Below are 21,866 nucleotides of genomic sequence, written 5' to 3'. Positions count from 1 at the left end.
GAGCGTCCTGTTTTCCGCAAAACTGAGTGATGTAAGCGATTACCCTGAAAATCTCTGGAAGAAAAATGGCCACTATTAAGGATGTTGCCAAGTTGGCGGGTGTTTCCGTCGCAACGGTATCTCGTGTTATCAATAATTCGCCTAATGCCAGTGAAGCATCACGACAGGCGGTATCCAACGCCATGGAACAGTTACAATACCACCCCAATGCCAATGCACGGGCACTAGCTCAGCAATCAACCGAAACGGTTGGCATGATTGTTTCTGATGTTTCAGACCCTTTCTTTGGGTCAATGGTCAAAGCTGTTGAGCAAGTGGCTTATGCCACGGGTAATTTTTTATTGATTGGAAACGGTTACCATGATGCCGAAAAAGAACGTCAAGCTATCGAACAACTCATTCGTCATCGTTGCGCCGCCTTGGTGGTCCATGCAAAAAAGTTATCTGATGAAGAATTAACATCATTAATGAAACAGATCCCCGGTATGGTGTTGATTAACCGCACGTTACCCGGTTTCGAAACGCGCTGTGTCGCACTCGATGATCGTTATGGTGCCTGGTTAGCAACACGCCATCTCATCCAGCAGGGGCATAAGCGGATCGCAATTATTTGCTCCAACCATGAAATTTCAGACGCCGCTGATCGTCTACAGGGTTATCTCGATGCATTAGAAGAATTTGGCATCGCCGTCGACGACCGCTTAGTTTCCTACGGTTCGCCAGATGAAATCGGTGGTGAACAAGCCATGACCGACTTACTTGGCCGCGGTAAGCATTTCACTGCGGTCACCTGCTATAACGACCCGATGGCTGCAGGGGCACTCTCCGTGCTCAGTGACAACAGCATCGAGGTTCCACAGGAAATTTCGCTAATCGGTTTTGATGACGTGCTAATCTCGCGTTATCTTCGCCCTCGGCTGACCACGATCCGCTATCCGGTTGTCGCGATGGCAACACAAGCGGCAGAGTTGGCATTGGCACTGGCAAATAAAACGCCACTACCGGAAGTCACGAATATGTTTAGCCCAACACTGGTACGTCGTCATTCTGTCGCCAGTCCGCAAACATTGACTGATGACTAAAACCGGCTATTAACAAAGAATAACAACCCATCCGCGCTATGCTAAACTGCCGCTATATCCGGCAGTTACACCCAAAGAACCGTCCCCAGCCAGAGGTCTACAATTGATGATTACCATGTTGGATGTCTCTTTGCGCGCAGGAGTGTCCAAGGCGACTGTATCCAGGGTGCTTAATGGCACCGGACAGGTTAAGGAAAGCACCCGCGAAGCGGTGTTTAAAGCTATGGATGAGTTGGGTTATCGCCCTAACTTCCTGGCTCAGTCACTGGCAAATAAAAGCTCCAACAGCATAGGTTTAGTGGTTTCCAACTTTGAAGGCCCCTATTTTGGCCGCCTGCTCCATCAGGCCGCAAAACTGATTGAAGCCAGTGGTAAACATCTGATTGTGACGGATGGGCACGATACACCGGAAGGTGAACAACAAGCTGTTCAACTGCTGGCCGACCGCCGTTGTGACGCTATTATTCTTTATACGCGTTCAATGTCGGAAGCAGATTTAATGCAGTTGCTTGCCAACGTGCCCACCCCATTGATGGTGATCAACCGTGATTTACCGCAAGCGCGTGAACATTGCGTGTTCTTTGAGCAGCAACAAGCAGCATTCAACGCAGTTAACTATCTGATTGAACAAGGGCATCGTGATATTGCCTGCATCACCGGGCCCATTGCCACCTCCACGGCGCAATCGCGCCTTGCTGGTTATCAGCAAGCATTAACCCGTCACGGCATTCCTCTCAATGATGAGTTGATTGCCCACGGCGAGAACGGCGTGCCCGATGGCTATAAAGGTTGCCAAACCTTATTGGCGCGCAATATTAAGTTCAGCGCCCTGTTTATCTATAATGATGATATGGCAATTGGGGCGATGAAAGCCCTCAGTCAGGCGGGGAAAAAGCTGCCAGAAGATGTTTCGTTATTTGGCTTTGATGACGAGCCAACAGCGCCTTACTTACAGCCTTCACTATCAACAGTTTATCTTCCTATTGATGCAATGATTGAAGCCGCGATTACTCAAGCTCTGAGATTGATTGCAGGGAAAAAAGTGTTGCCACTGACCCCCTTTACCGGCGAGCTGAAACTACGAGAGTCTGTGGTACCGGGACCATATTACTGCTAAAGAAGTGGGTACTGAACATAGCCTGCCACTGTTGATTCTCAGTGGCAGGCTATCAGCCGGATAAAAATTAAAACTGTTCTAATGCAATCAATTCTTCGATGGTTTGCCGCCGGCGGATCAAACGCGGTTGACCCTGCTCAAACAACACTTCCGGTAATAGTGGGCGGCTGTTGTAGTTAGAAGACATTGATGCACCATAGGCTCCGGTATCGTGGAAGACTAAATAGTCACCAATTTTAGCCATTGGCAAAGCGCGAGTCTCCAACCCACCCCCCGCTTCTTGGGTAAACACATCACCTGACTCACACAGCGGCCCTGCCACCACAGTTTCAATCAATGGTTCGTCAGCCAGTGATCGCCCATCCGCAGGTAACAATGAGATGTGGTGATAACTGCCGTACATCGCCGGGCGCATCAGATCGTTAAAACCAGCATCGACCAAAACATAGTGCCGACGACCCATATCTTTCACTGCCCGAACCTGTGCGATTAACACACCAGATTCCGCCATCAAAAAACGTCCTGGTTCGATTTCAAGACTGACCGGATGGCCCAAATGTGCGGCGATCCGCTCTCTGGCGCTATTCCATAAACCATAATAATGCTCGGTATCAATCTCATCATCACCAAATTGGTAGGGGATCGATAACCCACCCCCGGCAGAAATAGCGCTGATATCCTGCCCAAGATCAATAACCTGCTGCACCATGGCATCACAGACTTGTTCCAGATGCTGGTAATCAACACCAGAACCAATATGCATATGAATACCGACTAGTGTTAAACCATATTGCTCAATTTTTTTGATAGCCAGAGGGAGATCTTCGTGCCAGATACCATGTTTGCTGTTTTCACCGCCGGTATTGGTTTTCTGGCTGTGCCCATGACCAAAACCCGGATTGACCCGCAGCCAAACTGGATGGCCGGGCGCATGCTGCCCCAACTGCTCCAGCATGTCGATTGAACCGGCATTCACTGGAATGTGTAATTCTGTCACCCGCAATAATGTCGCCTGATCCAGTAAATCCGCCGTGAAGACAATTTCAGCAGGTTCCTGCCCTGGTTGGAAACCGGCCTGTAATGCGCGCTCAATCTCGCCCAAGGAAACGGAGTCCACCTTGACCCCTTGGTTGCGCATCAAACCTAGAATATGAATATTCGAGCAGGCTTTCTGCGCAAAACGGATGACATCAAAACTCCGTAATTGATTGATTTTTTGCGTGATAATATCACCATCATAGGCCCATACCGGGCAGCCAAAACGCTCAGGCAAAGCAATCAGATTTTGGGCAGTCAGTGCCGAAGATAGGTCGTTAAGCGCATGTGGCATAGGTCTTTCCTAATAGTGAGTCATCAAAATATTGGGCGAAAGAAGGGATTTCGCTGATAGGTCAATTATTAGCAACTCAGTGCCTGCTTGGAAAATATCTATTTACCCTTAGTCTATTCATTTATGATATGGGTTAGATGATTCTGTCGCCACCGTAGGAGCACAATAATGCCCGCAATTTCCTTACGACAAATCGAAATTTTTCATGCAGTGATGACCACCGGAAATCTCACCGAAGCCGCATTATTGCTGCAAACATCACAACCCACCGTTAGCCGTGAGCTAGCGCGCTTTGAGCAATTGGTTCAACTAAAACTGTTTGACCGTGTACGTGGCCGCCTTTATCCCACCGTACAAGGTTTGCGTTTATTTGAAGAGGTACAGCGCTCTTATTACGGGCTTGATCGCATCAAGCAGGCCGCTGAGGGGATTCGCCAATTTCAACATGCGCAGCTTTCTATTGCTTGCTTGCCAGTGTTTTCTCAATCATTGCTACCCGGTGTATGCAGACCTTTTATTGATCGCTACCCAGAAGTCAGTCTGAGCGTTATCCCGCAGGAATCACCGCTATTAGAAGAGTGGCTCTCAGCTCAGCGCCACGACCTGGGTTTGACTGAGAATACCCACACTCCGGCTGGCACAGTGCGCCACACACTGATGACGGTGAATGAAGTTTGTGTCTTGCCCAATGACCATCCGTTGCAACACAAAACGGTGCTGACACCGCAAGATTTCCAAGGCGAGAATTTTATCAGCTTGTCAGTCACCGACAGTTATCGTCAGTTGCTGGATAATCTGTTTACCGAACAAGGGATTAATCGACGATTGGTGCTGGAAACGCATAGTGCAGCATCAGTTTGCGCCATGGTACGGGAAGGTGTCGGGGTCTCCATCGTTAACCCACTAACAGCATTGGATTACATCAGCAAAGGGGCGGGTGAAGGTGTCTGTGTCCGACCATTTAGTGTAGAAATTCCTTTTACTATTAGCTTGATAAAACCCATTCACCGCCCATCATCAACGTTGGTCGATACTTTTATTGAGCACTTAAAACAGCAGGCAATCACCTTCCAACAACGTCTAACCGCGGTGATTGCCCCACAATATTGATCTGTTTTAGCTCATTAAGCCGTTTTGACCTTACCGGCCTGCGCCCGAGAGAAAGTAAACAGGCACAGCAGCAAACCAATAACGGCCAGTACGGCGGCAGCCAGTGGTACTGCCGTCAGTCCTAATCCTTGGGTAATCACCACGCCCCCCACCCAGGCACCTAATGCATTACCGACGTTAAAGGCTGCAATATTCAAGGTCGAAACTAAATTAGGGGCTTTCTTACCGTAAGTCACCACGTTGATTTGTAATGCAGGCACTGCGGAGAATGCCGCCGCAGACCACAAAAATAGAGTCACTTCCGCAGCCAATAATGAATGACTTGTCCAACTAAATAGAGCGGATAACAGCGCGATCAACAAAAATGTCATGGTGAGGCTAACCGGCAAACGCCAATCGGCCAGCCGCCCGCCAACAATATTCCCCAAGGTCAACCCCACGCCCATCAACAGCAATGTCCAACTGACACCGTGCTCAGATACCTGGGTCACTTCGGTCAGAATCGGCGCGATATAAGTAAAGAGAGCAAACATAGCGGCGGCAAAAAAGACTGTCATCAACAAAGATAGCCAGATACCCCCACCGCGCAGCGCGGCAATCTCTTTACGTAGCTCGGTGGGAGCCTCATTCTGAGAAGAAGGCAGCTTGCTATAGAGCGCCGCCAGTGAGAACAGGCCAATCACCGCAACCACCCAAAATGTGGAGCGCCAGCCGAAAGCTTGCCCTAAAGCTGTTCCCAGCGGTACACCCAGCACATTGGCCAGTGTCAGGCCGGTGAACATCAGCGCCACCGCAGAAGCACGACGATTTGGTGCGACCAGATTAGCTGCAACCACGGCACCAATACCAAAGAACGCCCCATGACACAGTGCGGTAATGACTCTGGCCAACATCAGGAAATCATAGCTATAAGCCAATGCACACATTAAATTGCCGATGATAAAGATCACCATTAATAGCAATAATGTTTTTCTACGTGGCAATTTGGCGGTTAGCACCGCCATGATAGGTGCGCCAATAGCCACTCCCAGCGCATAGCCACTGATCAACCAACCGGCGGTAGGAATAGTGATTTGCAAATCACCCGCCACTTGAGGCAGCAATCCCATAATAACAAATTCGGTGGTACCAATAGCAAAAGCACTCAGTGCTAATGCCAGCAATGCAACAGGCATAATACAAGCTCCCAGTCAGACAATATCAGCCCGTTTAGGTAACAGGCAGACAAATTGTTGCCAGTCATAATTAATTAACTGGCACACGGTAGTGAGTAGAAATGAGGCAAAAAGAATGGAGCCAATTGCCGAGTCACCCAGCAATAACCCTATTATTTATAATTATTTAATCTCTAAACTTACCCGCTAGAAATAGCATGAGTTGATGAATAATAACTAGTAATGAACAGAGTTATAACTAGCCTGATAAGTAACCCTATCTTCATTTAAGCGATAACCTAATGAAATAAAAAATGATTTAGCCGCATCATTAATAATAAAAATATGTTTGAGAATGTAACGACACGACAACAGCTTCAAGTCGGCAGGGGATGAGTGGCAAACCACTCCACCAAATAATCTAACATCGTCCTCAACGTCGCTGGCATTTGCCGCCGGGAAGTATAAATACCATAAATACCCATCGACTGCGGCTGATAATCAGGCAATAACTTAACAAGCTGTCCACTGGCAATATAGGGTGCGGCGGAGTAGCTGGGTTGCAAAGTAATACCGGCCCCCTCCAATGCTCCGCTGAGCAAAACCACCGATTCGTTAGCGCTTAAATTCCCCCCAACAGCGACGGATGATTTCACGCCCTGTTGATCAAAGTGCCACAAACTTTTGCCGAAATAGGAGTATGTCAGGCAGTTATGTACCGCCAGATCATGGGGATCTTTGGGCGTTCCTTTGGCAGAGAGATAGCTTGGTGCAGCACAGACCACGGAATGACAAGTAGCAAGTGGGCGCGCGATCAAGTTAGGGTCTAAGTCATTGGTGATACGCAATGCCAAATCAATACGCTCTTCCACTAAATTAACCGTGCGATTATTCATCTGTAAATCAACGGCCACCTGCGGATAACGGTGCAGATAGCCAGCGACGGCAATTGCCAATGCACTTTGCCCAAGAGACTGAGAGCAACTGATACGCAATAATCCACGTAGCTCGCCATCTTCCTGCCCCTCAACTAAATCCATATCTTGGGCAAACTCAAGCATACGACGGCAGCGCTCAAGCGTAGCCTCTCCAGCATGGGTCAAACTCAGTTTACGGGTTGTTCGGTGTAATAAACGCGCCCCTGCCCACTGCTCCATCTGAGCCAGATAGCGCGTCACCATTGCCCGTGACATCTCTAAAGCATCAGCGGCAGCAATCATACTGCCGCGTTCAACAATGGCGACAAAGACTTCAGCGGCGGTGATCCTATCCATGATTAGCTCGATTTAAGCAACAAATAATTGCCTATTATCAGGTTTTTCTATCGATTCATGCAATCTATTATCTAACCCATACCCAGTCACTACCAGGAAAACAAACATGTTAACTAAAACACTCTTACCAATGACCTTTGCCGGTTTAGCTACTTTTGCAGCAGTATCAACGGCTAACGCCGCTGAGCAGTTGAAAATGGAAGTCTACAATCCCGGTGAAAAAAGCATCTTCCCGGTATCATCAGAAATCATCAGTGGCAAAACTGAGGTTGCGCTGATTGATGCACAATTCCAACGTAATGATGCTGAAGCTTTGGTGAAGAAAATCCAACAAAGTGGTAAGAAGCTGACCACTATCTATATCAGCCAGGCAGACCCTGATTTTTATTTTGGTCTGGATGTCATTACTCGCGCGTTCCCACAAGCTAAAGTCATCGCAACCCCACAAACTATTGAAGAAATTAAAGCGACTAAAGAGGGGAAAATGGCTTATTGGGCCCCAATCTTGAAGGAAAATGCCCCCACTCGCGTGATTGTTCCGCAAGAACTGCAAGGTAAGAGCTTTACTATTGATGGACAGAAAGTCGAAGTTGAAGGCTTGGATGGCCCATCACCAGAAAAGACATTTGTCTGGATCCCTTCACTGAAAGCCGTGGTTGGTGGTGTTGCGGTCTCCGGTAATATTCATTTATGGGTAGCAGACACCCAAACAGCAGAATCACGCCAACACTGGCTAACGACGCTGGAAAAAATCAAGGCATTGAAACCTGTCACTGTGGTACCGGGACATTTTCTGGATAATGCGCCACAAACATTGGCTTCAGTTACCTTTACTCAAAACTATTTAACGACGCTAAATGCAGAGATTCCTAAAGCAAAAGATTCCGCTGAACTGATTGCTGCTATGAAAAAACATTATCCAGAGCTGAAAGATGAATCTAGCTTGGAATTGAGTGCCAAAGTACTGAAGAACGAAATGAAGTGGCCGCAATAGCAGCGACAACAATAAAGTAATACAGATTATCCGGTCAGGAAAAAATTGAGGAAAACACCATGTCCAGCAGCACGTTGCATTACATTTTTGATCCATTATGTGGTTGGTGTTATGGCGCCGCGCCACTTATACAAGCTGCGCAAGATATTCCTGGCCTGACATTGGTATTACATGGTGGCGGGATGATGTCTGGAGCAAATCGTCGCCAGATAGACAGCCAGTGGCGTGGCTATGTTATGCCGCATGACCAGCGCATTGCCCAGTTAACCGGGCAAACTTTTGGTGACGGCTATTATAATGGTTTGCTGAATGATACCTCAGCCATTATGGACTCCACGCCACCAATTGCAGCTATTCTGGCAGCAGAAGAGCTGGCTGGGTGTGGTGTTACCATGCTCCATCGCATTCAGCAAGCTCACTATGTCGAAGGCCGTCGCATTGCCGATACGCCAGTATTAACTGAACTTGCTGTCGATATTGGCTTGGATCCTGAGGCATTTATTACTGCTTTCAATGCTGCACTAATAACATCCAGCCAGCACATTGCACAAAGCCGCGCATTACTGGCAAAAGTGCATGGGCACGGCTTTCCCACATTTGTATTGCAAGATAAACAGGGAAAACTAACTACCCTGCCAGCAAGCGAATATTATGGAGATCCATCGGGCTGGAGTCGTTTTTTAAAAAATAGCATGGCACGTTAAATACTGATAAAGACCTCCTCATGAATATCTTGGGGAGGTCGCACAGCGCCAGGTAAGCAAAAACGGGCCACCGACTGGTTAAGTTGGAAAATTTGCTGCTGTAACACTTCAGATGCGCGAGTAGATTGTTCAACTAACTCAGCATTCAATTTTGTTACCTCATTAATTATCCCTACCCGCACAGAAATATCCTCTATTCCCTGACTTTGCTCGTGTGAAGCGGCAGATATTTCCGCCATCAAATCAGTCACCTTAACGACTGCATCAATAATTGCGCGTAAGTTATCTCCAGAACGCCCCACTAAACCGGCCCCCGCAGATATATATTTCGCGGAGTTATCGATAAGACGCTTAATGTTCAGAGCAGAATTACCGCTTTGGTGGGCGAGTATTCCGACTTCGCGCGCTACCACCGAAAATCCACGCCCATGTTCACCCGCGTGAGCAGCTTCGATAGCGGCGTTTAAGGCCAAGATATTGGTTTGAAAGGCGACTGATTCTATCAAGGTGATAATTTCGGCTATCTCTTGCGAGCCAGTAGAGATATCAGCCATCGAATTGACCACGCGAGACATCATATCCCCGCCGTGGCTGGCGATATCTTTTGCTTCATTTGCTAAATGATTAGCCTGATCTGCGCTCAGTGAATTCTGTTTCACACGCACAGTCAGCTGGCTCATATTCAGTGTAGTGGCTGCCAGTGATTGGGTCTGTGACTGCGTTTGTTCAGAAATACGATGGTTGTCGGCGGCTATTTGATTAACCCCCGCCAGAATAACGTCGACACCACCACGTACCTGGCTGACCAATGTCACCAACCCTTGCTGCATCTGGCTTATGCTGTCAGCCAGTTGATGAACTTCACGGCTGGTAAAAGCGTTGTGGCCAATTTGACGTGATAAGTCACCCGCGGCAATAACGTGTATTTGCGAAATAAGATAATTTAGCGGCCGAATAACCCAGCGAGTCACCGCCAACCAAACAGAGAAAGCCAGACCCAGTAATATCACCAAGGCGATAATAACTGCTTGCTTTGCACAGGAGAGTGAAGAAAGTAGTTGAGCATCCATGACCGTCCGATTTTTTTCGCTTTCCTGCAAATAATGGTAATACTTTTCAGTAAAATCACTCTGAAAGCCTTGAATAGGAACTTCAAAAAAGGCATCGATACTGTTGTTCTTTTCCAGCCCTTGCCCAACTTCAGTTAATCCCTGATACAACTGCTGATAACTCTCCTTGAGTGCCACGAGTTCTGGACGCTTATCTTGAGCAGAAAGTCGCTCTAGCTGATGAAAATCATCTTGTGAGCGCAGCAAAGACTGTAATGCTTCACTTAAAAGGCTATGCCAACTCCCTTCGGAACCGGTCTCTTTATCTTCCATATAATAGATTCCTGCCCGATTGAGTTTATCGCTGGCGATTAATAACTCCATCCTGGCCCGGTCCATTAATACTTCTTGCTGATGGCTCTGATGTGTTTTCTCAACATTAACTTTTGTACTATCCAATATATGAGACAGAAAACTGATAGAAAACAGCTGTAACAGAGAAAAAAGACTAATAACTAGAATAAGGCCAAACAATATACCAAATTTCCCATTGGTAAATGAATATATAGATTTAACATTAAACATGAGTTTCATAACAGAAAGATAAACACGAGAAAACATTGTTTTTACACTTGGTTATGATTGAGATATCAACATTAGCGACCCAATATGACAAATTTATTTCAATATGAAAATAAGCCTCTACTGCTTCATAAAGTAAAAATGGTACAGTAAAAATTTCACTTTAATTACATTAACCCTGAGAATATTTATATCTCAACACGAGTCAACACCCGAAAACTATTAACAGGATGCCCTTGAGACTGCTCCATCAAAATAGTATTTTCGTTCAGTTTATAAAATATAGGGCGGCTCACTGAATAAGGTGTGTTTAAAAAATCATATAAATAACGATCGCTATTATTGACCATTGATAAAGATGATATTTTTCCGATAAAAATGTTTTGGTCAACATCTACAATATCAAAGACAATATTACGCCTAGCCTTTATATAATTAGCATCATCATAAACATCAGCTGATGAATTTATTTCTCTATTTATAATGCTAACTCTAGAATGAACATGATAATTTTCATTTAAATGACTAAAGTCATAATTTACCTCCCAGTACCCCTCAATATCACTCATTGGATGAATATAATAATAGACTCGTCCTATACCGCCCCCTAGCACCAGCCCTAAAACAATACTTAACAACATATATTTTGTTATTTTTTTTCGCATGTTAGCCCACCCATTTTATATTTACAGACAGTGTACTCTTCATTTTTTTGCTTCTTCAAAAAAACATAAGGTGGTTTATTGTAAATAGACAAAAAATCTTTATCACTCGTTTTATCCAAATTAACCAATATAGGTAACATCCCGGTATCGATAATCCTTACCTGATAATAACATGAGGTTATTTTAAAGGAAAAAAACAAGAAAATAAAAAATAGCGACAATATGGTTATTTTATAAATTAGCCCAATAGATGTAGAGGCTAAGATTGTATTTTCATTGACCAGTTCATCAGATAAACTCTCATCAGAAAGTGATAAATTGCATGAAGGATCATTTAAAACAAACTTAGGCTTAATACCAATGCAATAGCCTTTTTTAGGGATAGTCATCACTAACTCATGTCCTTTATCATCCAAAGCATGACGCAAATTGCTAATAGTTTGCGTAAGCGTATTATCAGTCACATAACTACCTTCCCACACCTTTTGCTCTATTTCCTCACGAGAGAGAGCGGCAGGGTAATTATTACAAAGAAAAAGCAACACTTCAGATTCTTTATTCCTTATTTTTACAAACCTACCTTTATTATTAATGGTTCTTTTTTGTGGGAAAAATATAATATTCCCAATGGTTATTTCATCCATTTTTAACTCTCACATTCATAAACGTCCCCCTAAGAAGTTAACAGAAATAACATTAGCTTCCTTAGTCAAAAAACATGAGTAAAACCAAAAGTGATAAATATCATAAAAACTCAATAACAAATAAAAAGAATCAGATGTTAAGATTAAAATCTATCAATAAAATTAGGTTAGTAACAAAAAACGTTCATCATTGAAACCTTGTTTATAAGATATAATTTATAAAACATTAAATTAAACGACCACAGAGGATAAATAACATTGAAAAAAGCAAAGGTAATATTATTTATAGCACCCATCATTTTTGGATGTCAGCTAAACAATAAAAATAATGTAATCGAAAAAAACATAATAGAACAAATCACTGCACTCACATCTAGCATTCGTTTTTTAAAGGACATGTGCCATATTGAAGGGTTACCCAATGAAGAAGAAATAGTTAAAAGTGCCGTAAGAATGATAAAAAATAACAACATCACATTATCATCAAAATTTCACATGGTAATATCAAATAGAACCCAAGCCAGATACCAAGGAATAAAAGCACATAAAGTAGAGCATGATATTAAATGTAGCGAGTTTGAAAGTATCCTAAATAATTTTATTACTAAAACAAGAACGTAATTTGGTCACCAAAAAACAGATAAATACCACCAGATAGTGCAATGTATGGACCAAAAGCAATATGTTTTAATTTATTATTTGAGAAATAATATATAAAGATATAACTTATAATACCCAGACAGGAAGATAGTAATATCAGAAAAGGTATTGCCGCAACACCGAACCAAGCCCCCAGCGCAGCCATCAATTTAAAATCACCATATCCCATGCCATCAATACCTTTGAAAACTTTAAATAAGAAGTATGGAAACCATAAAAATATGTAACCTGCAGCAGCACCAACAACAGAGAAAGACAGAGGTGAAAAAGTATCATTTATATTAATTAGTAGCCCAATCCATAATAATGGTAATGTAATATTATCAGGAAGTAGATAACAATCGAGGTCAATGAAAGTTAATGCAATCAACCCCCAAATTAACACGAGGCTAGCAATCATAACGTAATCATCTGAAGAGAAATAACTTACAGCAAGAGTTAACAAAGCCGTAATGATCTCTATAATGACGTATCTAGGATTTATCTTCCTGTGACAGCACTGGCTCGTACCACGTAAAAACAACCAGCCGAATAAAGGTATATTATATTTTAATGGGATTGGACAATAGCAATGTGGGCAGAACGAGTTTGGGAAACACAAATCAAACCTACGTCTAAATTTATGACATCCAATATGGCTATCACCGATCATTTTTTTGGATACAGCACTGGATAACATAATGGGAAGACGATATATGATGACATTTAAAAAACTGCCGACGCAGAACCCAAGAACAACGTAGAATAGAATACGAAAAAAGACATATATATCAAGCATAGTTTTATCATATACCTTGTGATAATTGTAAAATAATCTCACCAGAAACATAACCTAGATTCTTACTGATACTTATATCGACCTTACTAATTATAATCGTCTTATCACTAGACAATAAAAATAGCACATCTAATAGTTTGAACAATTTAGCACTTTCAATTTTCACTAAAACAGAATCTTGCTCTAGCAGATAGAGCTTAGAAGAAATATCATTTTCATTAAAAAATAATGCAATCCTATTTTCAATTTCTTTTATTGAGATGTTTTTTCTATCATAAAAAGAAACTGCCCTCAGTTTTAGCCTCTCTGCAACAGCCGAATGATAGTTTATATTATTTTCTAGTTTAGAATATTTTCTTAGTAGATATTTATTCTCCAATGAAAACTTCAGAGAACAGTACGCAGCTGAAATAAATAGGATGCTAATAAATATAGCCCACCGATTATTTAAAATAAATCTCAGAATGGATATTTTAAATTTCATAACTAATATTTAAAAACCATGTCATATGTTTTATCATCATGAGTGAATTTAGAAACTGTCACTCCCTCTACGTTCAACTCGTCTAGTTCATTTTCTAGCATTCCCCTCTCTACCTCATCTAAATTAAAAACAATAGCCCCATCATTATTGCTGAAGTTAATTCTATTTATTGGATTACTTAAATTTTTAATAAACACACTTGAAGTATGTAAAGTTTTAATAAAATCAAAATCATCATTCAATGAGTTATTATAATAATTTAAATCATGACTATCTAAATCAAGCTGTTTCAGCGATGGGTAGCGCGCATAGAAGCTTAGTGAAATTTCATTTAGTATATCAATATCACGCTCCACCATTTTTTTATTATATAACAAATTAAAAATCATACCGATAGATAATAAAAAACCAAAGCTAATAGTCCTAAAGGAGGAAAAAAAACCACTCTTCCGCTCTCTATAGCGAGAATACTTTCCACTAAGAAAATTGACACCATCTTTATTAATGTTTTCTGCCATTATGCTTAACGCATCGCAAAAATTTATTAAGTGTGCTTTTTTTTGTTGCTCCGATATATAATTAACTCTGTTTGTTGACAAGTTTTTGTCCTTTACCAGATGTATTTTATCAAAAATACTTTCCTTAATGGAAAAACCTGAGTACTCACCATTTCTTATCAACCATTGACTATCCAGTTTTAACAATGAGCATTTATCCTCACTAAAAGGTAAAGTTAGTACATCAGGAATCATAAGACTAATAGATATACCGGCATTATCTAGCCATTTCAGCCAGCAACTCATTAATTCATGTTCAACCGCAGCAACATAGCAAAAATTTTTATCATATTTTAAAATAACAGTATGAAAATTATCTATATTACCAATAATCGTTTTTTCAAAAGAAAACTTAAGGTATTTTAAATTCCTTATTATTTTTTTCTTATGTAGTTCTACTTTCCTATAAATAATAAAACTGGTGGACACTAAGATAGTCACATCACAATGAGACAAGTTACAGATATCTTTTAATTCCATAGAGTTATTTAATTTTCCAGACTGAAAACCCTTCCGCCCTCTTAACTTTAAATACCAATATATGGGTTCATCAGCATGACAACCTAGTCTAATGATGAGTTTATTTTTTGGAGAAATGCGATCTTGGAAATCATTCACCGATAGAAAACCTCCGTTCTAAAATAACCACCTCGCTATTTTTTATTCTAAATAGACTTATCAGTTGATAATATCCAGCATTAGCATTAGTTCTAAATATTGATGAGAAATAGTATTCATCATGTGTAAAATTATACGCTATAATATCTCTTAGCTTATGTACATCTTCAGTTACGACATCTGAGTTACTTATAATAAAATCAAAGAATTCTTTAACACTACTCCAACCATTAACTGGTTTGGATAATATAGCAGCACTAATAACAGAATCATTAATCACATTCAACAAAATGGCCTGTATTAGTCTACTATGCTTAACCTCTAGCATATTTATGTTAATTAATAACTTATCGTCGTTTCTAGAACAAAAAATAGATGACATATCGAAATAAAACTTATCACTTTTGAGTAACTCATTTGCCAATAAGTCAGGGAATACAGATATCATATGTGACTCATTAATTTTATTATTTTCATAAAAATAATAGTTGTCATTTAAATCCATATTATTTATTGATATCTCTGTTGTATTTTTTAGCTGCAAGATATTTTTAAAAACCAACCAAGGGTAAATTATATTTAATGGTCTGTCATTGACAGTTGAATATTGAAGAGCATTAATATTAAAACAGTTAATTTGTTCTATGAAGCTAAAGTTAATATAATTATCATTAATTTCCATAAAGTCAGATGAAGAGATAATGAAAGGTAAAATATCATTTGTTAATTTATTATTTGATATTACTTTAGTCATCCTCTTTAAAAAAATATCCTCTACACCTAATAACAGCCATCGTTTAGAATTACTCTTTTTTATTTCTCCAGCTATATAATAAATATCTGACCAATAGTAAGATGACATTGTTACTATGCCACTCATAAGTAACAGAATACATAATACTAACAATAGAGCTATGCCACGCTGTTCCACCATCCCTATCCTGCTTAAGAAGTATTGTTTAGCAACGTAATGACTCGCCTAACGCGTCCCTGATTGCCTAACTCAATAATAACCTCTACCGCTTTAGGCAAGGATTTTTTTTCATTCCATTCGTTTAACCCTGCTGGTTCTTGATATATTCGGATTCGGAACCCAGTAACATCTCCGATAATTTTTGATACTCTTGGGCTATTTTCATCTAGGTCATAATTCAGTTTTTCTATGTATCTATTTCTTAGCCTGAAGCCGACCATTTCTGATTTGATATAATCATAAGGATCTGTGTGAGTGTTTAAAAAAAAGCAGATCCCAAAATCGTCACTTTCCAGTAATGACTTACCGAATCTAAAGTTACGACCTGATACTTTCTCATCTATCAAATGAGAAGATACTATTGCATGCGAAATATTACTCTCTAATATATTAATAACTGCGTTTAGCTCATTAATTTGTTTTGCTTTCTTTTTAACTGCATCACTTCCTTTGACAACGATTATTAGAGATTGATATATAGCTAAACTCATCAACGTGAAAATAGTGATTGCAAGTAATGTCTCTAATAAAGTAAAACCAGAGCATGAACATTTATTCATTAATATATCGATATCCTTCTAGGATAATATCAGGATTTTTACTATATACCTGACCACGAACTTCCACTGTAACAATGCTAACTTCCCCAATCTTTGTTTCTTTTGATTGCCAATACCATAGTTTATTCATCATCAACTCACTTCCTTTTACCCATTGTTCTGCTTGTTCTATTCTTTTAATATTAATTTCCGTCAAAATATTATCTGCTACCCAAGAGGCTATAATCTTATCTTCTAAAACTTTGCTTCGTATTAATTGTTCACCAATGATTTTTACCATACTGATACCGGCGATAGCAAAAATAGCCATTGACAACATTACTTCCAATAATGTGAAACCCGCAAAGCTTGATGAGTTATCTCTCTTCATTAGATTGATAGCTCTAGCTGTCACAAAGAATTGTCTATTTCATTTTCTATTAATGATGCCGACCAATTGCCTATATCATCGTCAGTATCTATCACTCTATCGGGTCCTGCAGAAAATATATCAAGCTCTTCATGTTGTCCGGGATTATTCATCTGATAAGAGTTGTTCCATGGATCTTTCGGTAATCTACGAATATAGCCATTATAAGGATAAATTTGGGGAGTAGGATGTTCCATTGGTTTAATGACAAGAGCTTTAATGCCTTGTTCCTCTGTAGGATAATAACCATTGTCTAACTTATACATATCCAATGCATTTTCTATAGCCGCAATATCACTTAGTACTTTCTGTCGATCAGCCCTATTTTTATTAGACATCAGGCTAGGTATTGTCAAACTAGCAAGGAGACCTAAAATGATAACAATAACCATGACTTCTAATAATGTAAAACCGCCTTTTTTAAGATTTAACATACAGCCTCTTAAATAATAATCACAAAATTAAATTATTCATTTCCAATATTGGTTGGAATATTGCCAAAACAATAAAAAAAATAAACCCGGCCATGAGAATCATTATTATTGGCTCTAGTAATGTTATAAATATATCTATCTGACCAATTAAATCTTGTTCTTGAATAAAAGTTATTCTTTCTAATATAGTATCCAATTTTCCACTGCGCTCACCTGATGAGATTAGATGCAAAATCATTGGAGAGAACCCCCGACAGCTAGCTAAAGATGATGAAAGACTGTCACCCTCACTAACTAATTTTATCGAATTTAATAGTTGCTTTTTAATATATTGGTTAGTTAAAGCCGTATTGCTAATTTTCATTGCTTTAATTAAGCTGATGCCATTAGAGCTTAGAATTGCCATCATTCTTAGATAACGAGATATGTTTAACTGGGAAATCACTTTACCTATAACAGGTATTTTTAAGCAACACCCATCAATAAAAAAATTAACTTTATTTATCCTTAATGATAAATTAAATAAAACAAAAAATAGAAAGGAAATGAAAATATAAAATAAGGCATTATCCTTAACCCAGTAACTAGATACCATAAGAACTCGGGTTGATAATGGTAATGCTTGTTCATAAAAAGAAAATTGCTCAATGAGGCTAGGTATTACAACAGATAAAAGTACAACTATTACACCTATAGATATTAAAATTAAAAAGCCCGGATAAATTAATGATTGTATTATTTTCTTTTGTACCCTGTATGTTTGTTCAATATGCTCTGCTAATTTTGACAATACTATATCTAAATGACCAGATACCTCTCCAGCTGTAATCATAGCTCGATATAGCGTATTAAATACATTTGAATATAACAAGAGTGAATCTGAAAATGAATGCCCCTCAATTACTTTATTTCTTATCTCATGAATCATATTCTTAACATTACCCTTCACACTTTGCTTTTCAACTATTTCCAGAACCTCTACTAATGGTATTGCTGCATTAACTAAAATAGACATTTGCCGAGTCATTAAAACAAGATCTACCCTACTAACTCTGTTAAAATATTTAGTTACTCGAGTCGTTAGGCTTACTCGTTTGACTCTTACATTTAGTATACAGAGATTCTGTTGATAAAGAGTATGTCTGGCTGCTAACATATTTTCCGCATCGACACTGCCTTTTATTTTCACCCCTTGATTATTTATAGCTGCATAGTTAAATACAGGCATACTTATCCTCTAGATGTATTCGTTTTACTTCCTCTATTGTTGTTAACCCGGCAATAACCTTATCAATACCATCATGTTCAATACTGCGTATATACCCTTCTGCATGTTTGATCAAATCTATTTCACTTTTCCCTTTATAAATGCCTTCTCGCACCTTGTTATTAATAATCATCAGTTCATGTAATGCGACTCGCCCTCGATATCCAGTTACATTACATTTGCCACAACCTACAGCACTGTATCCGTTACCATGCAAAGGCACTCGATAGTTTGTGCTCATTTCTTGTAATACATCTTGTACACATGAATATTCCAATCGGCACTCAGTACATAATCGACGCACTAATCGTTGAGATAAAACGGCCAGCAATGAGCTTGAGAGCATGAAAGGTTCAATACCCATATCTTTAAGTCTTGTTACCGCACCAACAGCACTATTTGCATGTAAGGTTGATAATACCAAGTGCCCTGTCAATGATGCTTGAACTGCTATCTGGGCCGTCTCTGTATCTCGGATTTCACCAATAAGAATAACATCAGGATCTTGTCGTAGTATTGCTCTCAAACTACGTGCAAAAGTCATATCTATCTTTGAATTTACCTGTGTCTGAGATATTCCATCTATATCGAACTCAATCGGATCCTCAACCGTCATAATATTTTTTTCTTGTGCGTCTATTGCCATCAAAGCTGCGTAGAGCGTGGTGCTTTTCCCTGCACCAGTAGGGCCAACAACTAAAACGATACCATGTGGTTTATGCATTAATGCATTCATAGAGTCGCAATTTTTGTGTGACATCCCCAGATACCTTAGGTCAAGTTTTAAACTGTTTTTATCTAACAACCGCATCACTACACGCTCGCCATGATTAACCGGTAATACTGAAACACGGACATCTAAAGCTCTTCCGGCTAAATTAAGAGTGATACGACCATCCTGTGGAATTCTTTTTTCTGCAATATCTAATTTAGCCATAATTTTAATTCTAGAAACTAATAATAGCGCGACTTTTCGATGTATCTCCAGGATGTTTTTTAACACACCATCAATACGAAATCTTATAATCATTTTTTTATCAAAAGAGTCTATATGTATATCTGAAGCTAATTCTTTAACTGCTTCAGCTAAAATTGTATTGATTAATTTTATTACAGGTGCTTCATTGTCAGTATCCAGTAAATCTTCACTGACGGGAATTTCACCGCTAAATGAATAGATCGCTATTTCGTCACTGATAGTACTCATTATTTTATGTGACTGCGTCGAGCTTTTTTGATAAACAAATGCCAGGTTACTCTCAAATTCATCATCAGTGACAAAATTGAGATCATCCGGTTGATTTCCGACTCGATTAGCTTCAAGTATTGCCTCAAGAGAAGCAGAGTTCCGGCAGATAAGCTGGTAACCATGTTCAATAGGGAATAAAATAACACCATTATCTCTTGACCAACTAAATGTTAGTGGCAGAGGCTGAGTTTTATTTTCAATCATATGTTATTCCTACTGCTTCATAAAAATCAATTATGTCTTTTTTGATAAAATCAAATTCATTATTATTTAATCTATCGTTTAGGGCATCAATAGGTGGCATCTCAAGATCATCAGTAGAGTACATGTTATTGTATGCAGTATATTTATCTGTTGTGACCTGCGTATAGTCACTTGTCTCTCTGAGTATTGTTGGCTTAATAAATAATATAAGATTACTTTTCTCTACCTTTTCTTTACTCTGTCTAAACAAAGCACCTATGAAAGGGATATCTCCGAGGAGAGGTACTTTATTGATGGTTTTATTGACTTTTTTATCTAAAAGCCCTCCAACAACAACTGTTTCACCACTTTTAACCAGAACGGCATTATTAACAATCCTTTTATTAAAGACCGACCCTAAATTATGCGTATTAATATCAGAACTGTCAGCAACACTTGAGACCTCTTGCCTGATCTCCAGTAATACTGAGTCTCCTTTATTTATCTGCGGTTTGACTTTTAACATAACACCAACGGATTGTCTTGAAATGGAGTTATATACTTTATCTGTTGTTGTTGTTTGTGTTGATGTTAATATAGGAACCTCTTGGCCTACATTGAACTCAGCCTCCATGTTATCCAGTGTAACGATACTGGGTGTCGCAAGAATATTATTATTTAAATTAGTTGCTAACGCAGTAAATAGGCCATCCCAATTTCCTTTGTAAAAACCTGCGGTTAATCCAGTAATTAGTTTTGGTACTATATTTTCACTACCATTCTTATTTTTTACACTTTCAGGATTTTGGAGGAAATTCACTCCACCATGAAATTTATTAGCCCACTGAACCCCCAGATTGAGTCCTTCACCATTCTGAGTCTCAACTATAATCGCTTCCACTAACACCTGAGCACGCCTGATATCTAACTTTTCGATAACCTGATCTAATTCTTTCATTATTTTAGGCGCAGCAGTAATAACTAAAGAATTTGTCTGATCATGCGCCTTGATAGAAACGTTATCGTTACTACTTCTCCCCATGGATTTTTTATCATTATGAAATCCGTGACTTACACCATTTAAGACATCCAACAATTTTGATGCTTGTGCATACTTCATGTAGATTACTTTAGTATTACCATAGCTATCTCGTTGCTGATCAAGTTCCTTAATCATTTGAATGGATTTTTTTCTTGTATGATTATCACCACTCACTAATACTGAGTTGGTTCTATCATCAGCAATTATTTTTCCTGAATTGAATATTTCCTGTCTATTTGCAGTGGCTGGATTGATTATCTGATTGATTAATTTAACAACATCCGATGCTGTTGCATAACTTAATTTGTAGAGTTCAATATCTGACTCTCCTGGTAGATCAAATGCACTAATAATGGAATGCAAGCGATTAACCACTGCCGCACGCCCTGTGATTAATATTGTGTTTGAAGGATCATAATGGATAATATTCCCTGACTCAGAATTATCATTTAATTGTCGTAATAATGGGGCCAAATTCTTAGCTGATATATGTTTAAGTTTAAAAAATCTATTGACGAGCTCATCACCCTGAGCTTCATTTAAATCCTTTAGCATCGGAGCAACTGAACTTTTTGCACGCTTTGAGGGGATTACCTTTAAAATATTGTTAGGCATTTCAACGACTGTATAGCCATAAACATCAAGTACATTCAAAAAAAATTGATAATACTTATCTTCATCTAATAACTCGTAACTACGAATACTTACTAAGCCTTGAACCTTGGGGTCTATAATTATAGTTTTATTAATATTTTTACTTACTGTATTAATAAACTCTTTTATATCAGCATCTCTGAACGAAACAGAAAACCCAGCTCCATTCACTTCTGCTGACAATATAACCACTAACAACATCATTAATAATTTTGCATTAATTATGTTAACTCTAAAAAAATATTCACCCTTCATAAAAAAGATTAAATATAAAATTTTATTACCGTTCATAA

General features: G+C 39.4%; 22 protein-coding genes. 6 read left to right on the top strand and 16 right to left on the bottom strand.

Going from position 1 to position 21,866, the window contains the following annotated elements; all coding sequences use genetic code 11:
• The first annotated feature begins 65 nt into the window (after window positions 1–65).
• Together galR and DJ58_RS12680 are read left to right on the top strand one after the other, a co-directional pair.
• Entirely contained in the window at window positions 66–1,082 is a 1,017-nt protein-coding gene (gene galR, locus DJ58_RS12675; protein ID WP_004706743.1) for an HTH-type transcriptional regulator GalR, read from the top strand.
• 106 nt (window positions 1,083–1,188) lie between these two features.
• Complete coding sequence (locus tag DJ58_RS12680; RefSeq protein WP_004706744.1) at window positions 1,189–2,199, top strand: LacI family DNA-binding transcriptional regulator; 1,011 nt, start codon at window positions 1,189–1,191, stop codon at window positions 2,197–2,199.
• A 67-nt stretch (window positions 2,200–2,266) separates the two neighbouring features.
• On the opposite strand, the gene lysA is transcribed toward DJ58_RS12680, so the two are convergent.
• Window positions 2,267–3,529, bottom strand: a complete 1,263-nt coding sequence (gene lysA, locus DJ58_RS12685) for a diaminopimelate decarboxylase (protein WP_004706745.1) — start codon at window positions 3,527–3,529, stop codon at window positions 2,267–2,269.
• Between the two features lie 168 nt (window positions 3,530–3,697).
• On the opposite strand from lysA, the gene DJ58_RS12690 reads away from it, so the two are divergent.
• Window positions 3,698–4,639 (top strand): LysR family transcriptional regulator, encoded by a 942-nt coding sequence (locus DJ58_RS12690; RefSeq protein WP_032910260.1) that lies wholly within the window; start codon window positions 3,698–3,700, stop codon window positions 4,637–4,639.
• Between the two features lie 14 nt (window positions 4,640–4,653).
• Here the strand turns inward: DJ58_RS12690 and DJ58_RS12695 are convergent, their stop codons facing one another.
• Both DJ58_RS12695 and DJ58_RS12700 read right to left on the bottom strand, forming a co-directional pair.
• Window positions 4,654–5,814: an MFS transporter gene (locus DJ58_RS12695; RefSeq protein ID WP_004706747.1), complete on the bottom strand. Its 1,161-nt coding sequence runs from the start codon at window positions 5,812–5,814 to the stop codon at window positions 4,654–4,656.
• 356 nt (window positions 5,815–6,170) lie between these two features.
• The gene (locus DJ58_RS12700; protein WP_004706749.1) at window positions 6,171–7,067 is read right to left on the bottom strand and encodes a LysR family transcriptional regulator; all 897 of its coding nucleotides are present in this window, start codon (window positions 7,065–7,067) and stop codon (window positions 6,171–6,173) included.
• 106 nt (window positions 7,068–7,173) lie between these two features.
• Here DJ58_RS12700 and DJ58_RS12705 point away from each other — a divergent pair, with 106 nt between their 5' ends.
• Window positions 7,174–8,061, top strand: a complete 888-nt coding sequence (locus tag DJ58_RS12705) for an MBL fold metallo-hydrolase (protein WP_032910262.1) — start codon at window positions 7,174–7,176, stop codon at window positions 8,059–8,061.
• Between the two features lie 59 nt (window positions 8,062–8,120).
• The gene (locus DJ58_RS12710; protein WP_032910264.1) at window positions 8,121–8,765 is read left to right on the top strand and encodes a DsbA family protein; all 645 of its coding nucleotides are present in this window, start codon (window positions 8,121–8,123) and stop codon (window positions 8,763–8,765) included.
• Here the strand turns inward: DJ58_RS12710 and DJ58_RS12715 are convergent.
• From DJ58_RS12715 to DJ58_RS12725, 3 genes are all read right to left on the bottom strand, one after another.
• Window positions 8,762–10,435, bottom strand: coding sequence for a methyl-accepting chemotaxis protein (locus DJ58_RS12715; RefSeq protein WP_032910266.1), 1,674 nt, complete (start codon window positions 10,433–10,435; stop codon window positions 8,762–8,764). The two genes, DJ58_RS12710 and DJ58_RS12715, sit on opposite strands and share 4 nt — an antisense overlap.
• 149 nt (window positions 10,436–10,584) lie before the next feature.
• Complete coding sequence (locus DJ58_RS12720) at window positions 10,585–11,061, bottom strand: hypothetical protein (RefSeq protein WP_032910267.1); 477 nt, start codon at window positions 11,059–11,061, stop codon at window positions 10,585–10,587.
• Window positions 11,046–11,705, bottom strand: a complete 660-nt coding sequence (locus DJ58_RS12725) for a winged helix-turn-helix domain-containing protein (RefSeq protein ID WP_004706753.1) — start codon at window positions 11,703–11,705, stop codon at window positions 11,046–11,048. Before DJ58_RS12725 ends, DJ58_RS12720 begins: the two co-directional genes overlap by 16 nt.
• A gap of 258 nt (window positions 11,706–11,963) precedes the next feature.
• Here DJ58_RS12725 and gspS point away from each other — a divergent pair, with 258 nt between their 5' ends.
• Window positions 11,964–12,326, top strand: coding sequence for a type II secretion system pilot lipoprotein GspS (gspS, locus tag DJ58_RS12730; RefSeq protein ID WP_161598500.1), 363 nt, complete (start codon window positions 11,964–11,966; stop codon window positions 12,324–12,326).
• Here gspS and DJ58_RS12735 read toward each other — a convergent pair.
• The 10 genes from DJ58_RS12735 to gspD form a co-directional block, all read right to left on the bottom strand.
• A complete protein-coding gene (locus tag DJ58_RS12735) occupies window positions 12,310–13,143 on the bottom strand; it encodes a prepilin peptidase (protein WP_004706754.1) in 834 nt (277 codons plus the stop codon). The genes gspS and DJ58_RS12735 overlap by 17 nt on opposite strands.
• A gap of 7 nt (window positions 13,144–13,150) precedes the next feature.
• Window positions 13,151–13,522 carry a hypothetical protein gene (locus tag DJ58_RS12740; protein WP_004706755.1) on the bottom strand — a complete coding sequence of 124 codons (372 nt, stop codon included), beginning with the start codon at window positions 13,520–13,522 and terminating at the stop codon, window positions 13,151–13,153.
• A gap of 107 nt (window positions 13,523–13,629) precedes the next feature.
• Window positions 13,630–14,802 carry a type II secretion system protein GspL gene (gene gspL / locus DJ58_RS12745; RefSeq protein ID WP_050504535.1) on the bottom strand — a complete coding sequence of 391 codons (1,173 nt, stop codon included), beginning with the start codon at window positions 14,800–14,802 and terminating at the stop codon, window positions 13,630–13,632.
• A complete protein-coding gene (locus tag DJ58_RS22195) occupies window positions 14,795–15,736 on the bottom strand; it encodes a hypothetical protein (RefSeq protein WP_004706758.1) in 942 nt (313 codons plus the stop codon). The genes gspL and DJ58_RS22195 overlap by 8 nt, the downstream gene beginning before the upstream one ends.
• 11 nt (window positions 15,737–15,747) lie before the next feature.
• Window positions 15,748–16,335, bottom strand: coding sequence for a type II secretion system minor pseudopilin GspJ (gene gspJ, locus DJ58_RS12750; RefSeq protein ID WP_032910270.1), 588 nt, complete (start codon window positions 16,333–16,335; stop codon window positions 15,748–15,750).
• The gene (gene gspI, locus DJ58_RS12755; protein ID WP_004706760.1) at window positions 16,328–16,705 is read right to left on the bottom strand and encodes a type II secretion system minor pseudopilin GspI; all 378 of its coding nucleotides are present in this window, start codon (window positions 16,703–16,705) and stop codon (window positions 16,328–16,330) included. Before gspI ends, gspJ begins: the two co-directional genes overlap by 8 nt.
• A gap of 20 nt (window positions 16,706–16,725) precedes the next feature.
• Window positions 16,726–17,178: a type II secretion system major pseudopilin GspG gene (gspG, locus tag DJ58_RS12760; RefSeq protein WP_004706761.1), complete on the bottom strand. Its 453-nt coding sequence runs from the start codon at window positions 17,176–17,178 to the stop codon at window positions 16,726–16,728.
• A 19-nt stretch (window positions 17,179–17,197) separates the two neighbouring features.
• The gene (locus DJ58_RS12765; RefSeq protein WP_032913228.1) at window positions 17,198–18,406 is read right to left on the bottom strand and encodes a type II secretion system F family protein; all 1,209 of its coding nucleotides are present in this window, start codon (window positions 18,404–18,406) and stop codon (window positions 17,198–17,200) included.
• Entirely contained in the window at window positions 18,393–19,898 is a 1,506-nt protein-coding gene (gene gspE, locus DJ58_RS12770) for a type II secretion system ATPase GspE (protein WP_032910271.1), read from the bottom strand. The genes DJ58_RS12765 and gspE overlap by 14 nt, the downstream gene beginning before the upstream one ends.
• Window positions 19,891–21,777, bottom strand: a complete 1,887-nt coding sequence (gene gspD, locus DJ58_RS12775) for a type II secretion system secretin GspD (protein ID WP_226977663.1) — start codon at window positions 21,775–21,777, stop codon at window positions 19,891–19,893. The genes gspE and gspD overlap by 8 nt, the downstream gene beginning before the upstream one ends.
• Between the last annotated feature and the right edge of the window lie 89 nt (window positions 21,778–21,866).

The sequence above is a fragment of the Yersinia frederiksenii ATCC 33641 genome (assembly GCF_000754805.1).
Lineage (GTDB): Bacteria > Pseudomonadota > Gammaproteobacteria > Enterobacterales > Enterobacteriaceae > Yersinia > Yersinia frederiksenii.
Note: the sequence above shows the minus strand (reverse complement) of the source record. Positions and strands in the feature narration are given on the sequence as shown.

Coding starts and splice junctions, on each gene's coding strand:
- galR (WP_004706743.1), top strand. CDS start 66: ATGGCCACTATTAAGGATGTTGCCAAGTTGGCGGGTGTTTCCGTCGCA.
- DJ58_RS12680 (WP_004706744.1), top strand. CDS start 1,189: ATGATTACCATGTTGGATGTCTCTTTGCGCGCAGGAGTGTCCAAGGCG.
- lysA (WP_004706745.1), bottom strand. CDS start 3,529: ATGCCACATGCGCTTAACGACCTATCTTCGGCACTGACTGCCCAAAAT.
- DJ58_RS12690 (WP_032910260.1), top strand. CDS start 3,698: ATGCCCGCAATTTCCTTACGACAAATCGAAATTTTTCATGCAGTGATG.
- DJ58_RS12695 (WP_004706747.1), bottom strand. CDS start 5,814: ATGCCTGTTGCATTGCTGGCATTAGCACTGAGTGCTTTTGCTATTGGT.
- DJ58_RS12700 (WP_004706749.1), bottom strand. CDS start 7,067: ATGGATAGGATCACCGCCGCTGAAGTCTTTGTCGCCATTGTTGAACGC.
- DJ58_RS12705 (WP_032910262.1), top strand. CDS start 7,174: ATGTTAACTAAAACACTCTTACCAATGACCTTTGCCGGTTTAGCTACT.
- DJ58_RS12710 (WP_032910264.1), top strand. CDS start 8,121: ATGTCCAGCAGCACGTTGCATTACATTTTTGATCCATTATGTGGTTGG.
- DJ58_RS12715 (WP_032910266.1), bottom strand. CDS start 10,435: ATGTTTTCTCGTGTTTATCTTTCTGTTATGAAACTCATGTTTAATGTT.
- DJ58_RS12720 (WP_032910267.1), bottom strand. CDS start 11,061: ATGCGAAAAAAAATAACAAAATATATGTTGTTAAGTATTGTTTTAGGG.
- DJ58_RS12725 (WP_004706753.1), bottom strand. CDS start 11,705: ATGGATGAAATAACCATTGGGAATATTATATTTTTCCCACAAAAAAGA.
- DJ58_RS12735 (WP_004706754.1), bottom strand. CDS start 13,143: ATGCTTGATATATATGTCTTTTTTCGTATTCTATTCTACGTTGTTCTT.
- DJ58_RS22195 (WP_004706758.1), bottom strand. CDS start 15,736: ATGGTGGAACAGCGTGGCATAGCTCTATTGTTAGTATTATGTATTCTG.
- gspJ (WP_032910270.1), bottom strand. CDS start 16,335: ATGAATAAATGTTCATGCTCTGGTTTTACTTTATTAGAGACATTACTT.
- gspI (WP_004706760.1), bottom strand. CDS start 16,705: ATGAAGAGAGATAACTCATCAAGCTTTGCGGGTTTCACATTATTGGAA.
- gspG (WP_004706761.1), bottom strand. CDS start 17,178: ATGTTAAATCTTAAAAAAGGCGGTTTTACATTATTAGAAGTCATGGTT.
- DJ58_RS12765 (WP_032913228.1), bottom strand. CDS start 18,406: ATGCCTGTATTTAACTATGCAGCTATAAATAATCAAGGGGTGAAAATA.
- gspE (WP_032910271.1), bottom strand. CDS start 19,898: ATGATTGAAAATAAAACTCAGCCTCTGCCACTAACATTTAGTTGGTCA.
- gspD (WP_226977663.1), bottom strand. CDS start 21,777: ATGATGTTGTTAGTGGTTATATTGTCAGCAGAAGTGAATGGAGCTGGG.